Origin of the sequence: Pokkaliibacter plantistimulans, from assembly GCF_003194385.1 — a bacterium.
Lineage (GTDB): Bacteria > Pseudomonadota > Gammaproteobacteria > Pseudomonadales > Balneatricaceae > Pokkaliibacter > Pokkaliibacter plantistimulans.
Window position 1 is genome coordinate 1 of sequence record NZ_LAPT01000189.1, and the last position, 4,155, is coordinate 4,155.

The 4,155-nt window shown below is 58.7% G+C and carries 3 protein-coding genes; 1 reads left to right on the forward strand and 2 read right to left on the reverse strand.

Features of this window, described 5'->3' with window-relative positions; all coding sequences use genetic code 11:
• A partial coding sequence (locus tag WH50_RS25720; protein WP_341476847.1) for an acyl-CoA dehydrogenase family protein occupies window positions 1-754 on the reverse strand: 754 nt, incomplete at its 3' end.
• A 14-nt stretch (window positions 755-768) separates the two neighbouring features.
• Window positions 769-1,899: an amidase gene (locus WH50_RS25725; protein WP_110190334.1), complete on the reverse strand. Its 1,131-nt coding sequence runs from the start codon at window positions 1,897-1,899 to the stop codon at window positions 769-771.
• Window positions 1,900-2,755: 856 nt separating this feature from the next.
• Here WH50_RS25725 and WH50_RS25730 point away from each other — a divergent pair.
• A complete protein-coding gene (locus tag WH50_RS25730) occupies window positions 2,756-3,901 on the forward strand; it encodes an ABC transporter substrate-binding protein (RefSeq protein WP_110190336.1) in 1,146 nt (381 codons plus the stop codon).
• The last annotated feature ends 254 nt before the right edge of the window (window positions 3,902-4,155 follow it).

Consider the following 4,155-nt stretch of genomic DNA (forward strand, 5'->3'; position numbering starts at 1 on the left):
CCACGCTGTCTTTCGCCACCCCCAGCCCCACCACCGACAGCACCTGGGTGGCGAAAGACAGCGTGGGATAGCGGAACATCGGCTCATCCAGGTTGGAGGCGCCGCCACGCACGAAGGTCCAGTCTTCGGCGACCACCACATCCTCAACCACCAGATCATGGCTGCCAGTCCCGATCAGGCCGACCACATCCCAGGTCGGGTCAATGCGTGCCTGCCCTGCGGGCATCACTGCCATACGCGGCAAACCCAGCTTTTCACCCTGCCGAGGCGCAATCCCCACACCGACCAGATCGGCCCCCATGCAGCCACTGGAAAACTTCCAGCGACCGTTGACCTGCAGACCCCCTTCGACAAATTCGGCAGGCTGAGGCGGGAAGATGCCACCGGCAAAGACCTTGTCCGGGCCGTCGGCATAAATACGGGCGAACGTCTGCGGCGGCAGCGCGGCCAGATAGACCACCCCCATCCCGAAGCTGGCCACCCAGCCCGCCGAACCATCGGCATGAGAGATGGCCTCGATCAGCTCACAGAACTGCCGTGGGCTGCATTCATCGCCACCGAAACGACGTGGCACCAGAGCCCGGTAGATGCCGATATCGCGCAGACGCTCGATGATGTCCTGCGAGATATAGCGCTGCTGATCAAACTCACCGCTGCGGGCACGCTGACGAATGTCCTGCAGCAGGGCCGCAAAGGTGTCGCCACCCAGCGCAGCATGGGCTGTCCCCCGGAGGGACGCTTCAAAGGCGGTCATGTGCTTCTCCACGATCAAACTCGGTTCAGTTCCAGACGCTCGCTCAGCTCTCGGGCGACACTGCACAGCAGCTCGTCCTGCCCTCTGCCAGCCACCAGTTGCAGGCCCACGGGCAGGCCGGAAGGCCCTTGCAATGGCAGGGTGATGGCCGGATGACCGGTCAGGTTGAAAGGTCGAACAAAGGACGTCATGCCCAGCAGTGCGCGGGTATCCGCGGCATCTGCCAGGGCGACGGGATAATCAGGCAGGGTCGGCATGGCCAGCACCAGACAGTGCTGCAGCAGGCGGTCCACTTCTGCAGTGAAGCGGTTGCGGGTCTGCTCGGCCTGCGCCAGCTGCTCATTACTGGTCTGACTGGCAGCCAGCAGGCGGTCGGCGACATCACTGCCGATCAAACCACTGGCGACCAGCGGCTCGCAGGCATTCCAGGTCTCACGGTTGATGATCACCATGCCTGCACTGTAAGCCTCCTGCATTCCGGGCAATGCCACCGGTATCTGCGGCAGTGCCGCCTGCTCCAGCGCCCGGGTCAGGGTCGTACTGATTTCTGCCTGTGCCGTTGCGGTCAGCACGCCGAGCGGCTTGGCAGGCAGAGAAGAAAATTCGGGAACAGCGGCAAAATCAGGGGTAATGGCCGCCATTACCTGGATAAGGGTGTCCATATTGCGACTGAACGGGCCAACACAGTCGAGGCTGCTTACCGCAGGCATGACGCCAGCGCGGCTGACCCGGCCAAAGGTCGGTTTGAAGCCGAAAACCCCACAGCAGGCAGCGGGGGTACGCACCGAGCCGCCGGTATCAGTACCCAGTGCGGCATCGCACAGACCTGCGGCGACGGCGACAGCCGAGCCGCTGGAAGAGCCACCGGGGATAAGCGCGGGGTAATCAGGATTCACAGGCGTGCCGGTCCAGTGGTTGATCCCCGTGGTGCCGAACGCCAGTTCATGCAGATTGGTTTTGCCGTTGATCTGCCAGCCAGCCTCCAGCAGGGCAGTGACCACCGCGGCGTGCTGCTGTGCGGCGGCGGCCCGAGCCAGCGCCCTGCTGCCAGCGCGGGTGGCATAGCCCGCCACATCGATGGTGTCTTTAACCATCACTGTGCGTGGCCCGTGGCCGAGGTTCAGGGTTTCTACCACTGCGGTCATCGCTTCCCACCTCTTGTTGCTCGCTGTGGCCACCGCTCATTGCACTGTATGCCCGGTGGCCTGTTGTCTGGTTATCGCCAGCCCTGTCTGACAGCGTTTTCACGTTCTGACAGGCGTTTACCGTGACCGATCCGGTCACGTCCGGCTTTTTTCTAAAATCCAAATAATTACTTTCCATGTCAATTGATTTTTTCAAAAAATATTCATGCTTTTTTGTAGTGCACTTTTGCGCTTATCGCACTATATTTGAGCAATGAAGCCGCTGATAAATACAACCAGAACAGCGACTTAAAAAGGAATTAAATACTTTATTTTCAATAATTTAATATCAAAAAACCAAGCACAGACGAACGCTGTCATGGCACAGAGACAGGTCATCCTGCATCGCTCTGACACGGCGAAAAGACGTTTTTTACAACCCACAAAAAAGACGAAAAATAATGATAAAAATGACGTATCCAAACCCCAAAAAAAGCGCAGAAAAATGCTTGTCTTTTCAAGTATTTATTCCGAACACCGCACTCCCTGAAAAGCCCTGGCAACCGCGCGGGGCAGAACACCCGAGAGGCATATTTTTCAACTGATTTCCTTGATGCAGATCGGCGCGAAGGTAGTTTTGGCACATTCGCTGCTAACGACCTTTCACGACGCTCTGGTAAAAAAGACCGGACCGTACCAGTCTGTAGGACAGGTGGATGACTCACCTCCGGGCGTATAGGCGCCTGAGCATTAGCTTTGCCACGTTATGACCTTCACCTTTGCCGGTGAATGCGTGACTAACCGCGCAGGTGCTATTGCAGCGATACCCCGAGGCCTGATTGCAGATCCCGGTTCAAATACCTATTTGGAGAACGACATGCTGTCGAAGACAACGCTTTCTGCACTGATACTCAGCACGACCTTCCTTTCCTCACTGGCCCATGCCGACATCAAGATCGGTGTTGTTACGTCTTCCACCGGCCCCATTGCCCTGGTGGGTATCCCGCAGAAAAACACGGTCGCCCTGCTGCCCGAAACCGTGGCTGGCGAAAAGATCACCTACATCCCGCTGGATGATTCCAGTGATCCCACCGCGACCGTGAAAGCCTTCAAGAAGCTGATCGATGAAGATCACGTTGATGCCATCATCGGCCCAAGCGGCTCGCCCAACGCCATGGGGGTAATCCAGTTCGCCGCCGAGTCCGGCACGCCGATGCTGGCGCCCGTGGGTACGGCAGCGGTTGTACTGCCGATGACCGAACAGAAGAAATGGGTCTTCAAGACCACCCAGAACGATGATCTGATTGCTGCCGCGCTGGTGGATCAGATGAAGCAGTCCGGCGTCAAAACCCTGGGACTGATGGGCACCGCTGATCCCTATGGGGAGAACTGGGCCAAGGTGATGAAGAGCCTGACCGAGAAAGCGGGCATCAAGATCGTCGCCAGTGAGACCTTCCAGCGCCAGGACACCTCCCTGACCGGACAGAGCCTCAAGATCCTGATGGCCAGCCCGGATGCCGTGCTGATCGCCGCGCCCGGCAGCTCTTCCGTCATGCCGGAAACCACCCTCAAGGATCAGGGCTATGCGGGCACCGTCTACCAGACCCACGGCGCCGCACTGGATGCCTTCCTGAAGCTGGGTGGCAAGCAGGTTGAAGGCACCATTCTGGCGGCCAGCCTGATGCTGGTGCTGGATGAAGTGCCCGACAGCGCCTCCAAGACCATCGCCAGCCAGTACGTCAGCGACTACAAGCAGCGGTACGGTGAAAACCCCGCCACCTTCGGCGGCAACGTTTACGATGCCGGCCTGCTGCTGGCCAATGCCATTCCCACCGCCCTGAAAAGCGGCCAGCCCGGCACCGCTGAGTTCCGTTCTGCCCTGCGTGATGCGCTGGAGCAGACCCATGAACTGGCAGGCACCCAGGGGGTGTACAACATCACTCCCGCCGACCACAGCGGTTTCGATGAGCGCGGCCGCGAGCTGATCACCGTCAAGAACGGTAAGTGGGCGCTTTTGCACTGATCCGTCGTCTAGCAGGCTGTTGAAAAACGTTATCGAGGCCGCCGAGACAAGGAAAAAACAGGCGAAAAAGCGGAGTTTAGTGAGCTAAATGAGCATTTTGAGCCTGTTTTTGACGCGGTATTCGGCAACGCAGATAGATTTTCAACGACCTGCTAGTGCTGTACGGCAGGGAGCAGCGTGCTCCCCTCGCCTTTCAGATTGGCTTTGTGCCCTGACCTCAAGATGGCAGACGTGACAGCTATATAAAGGAAGGC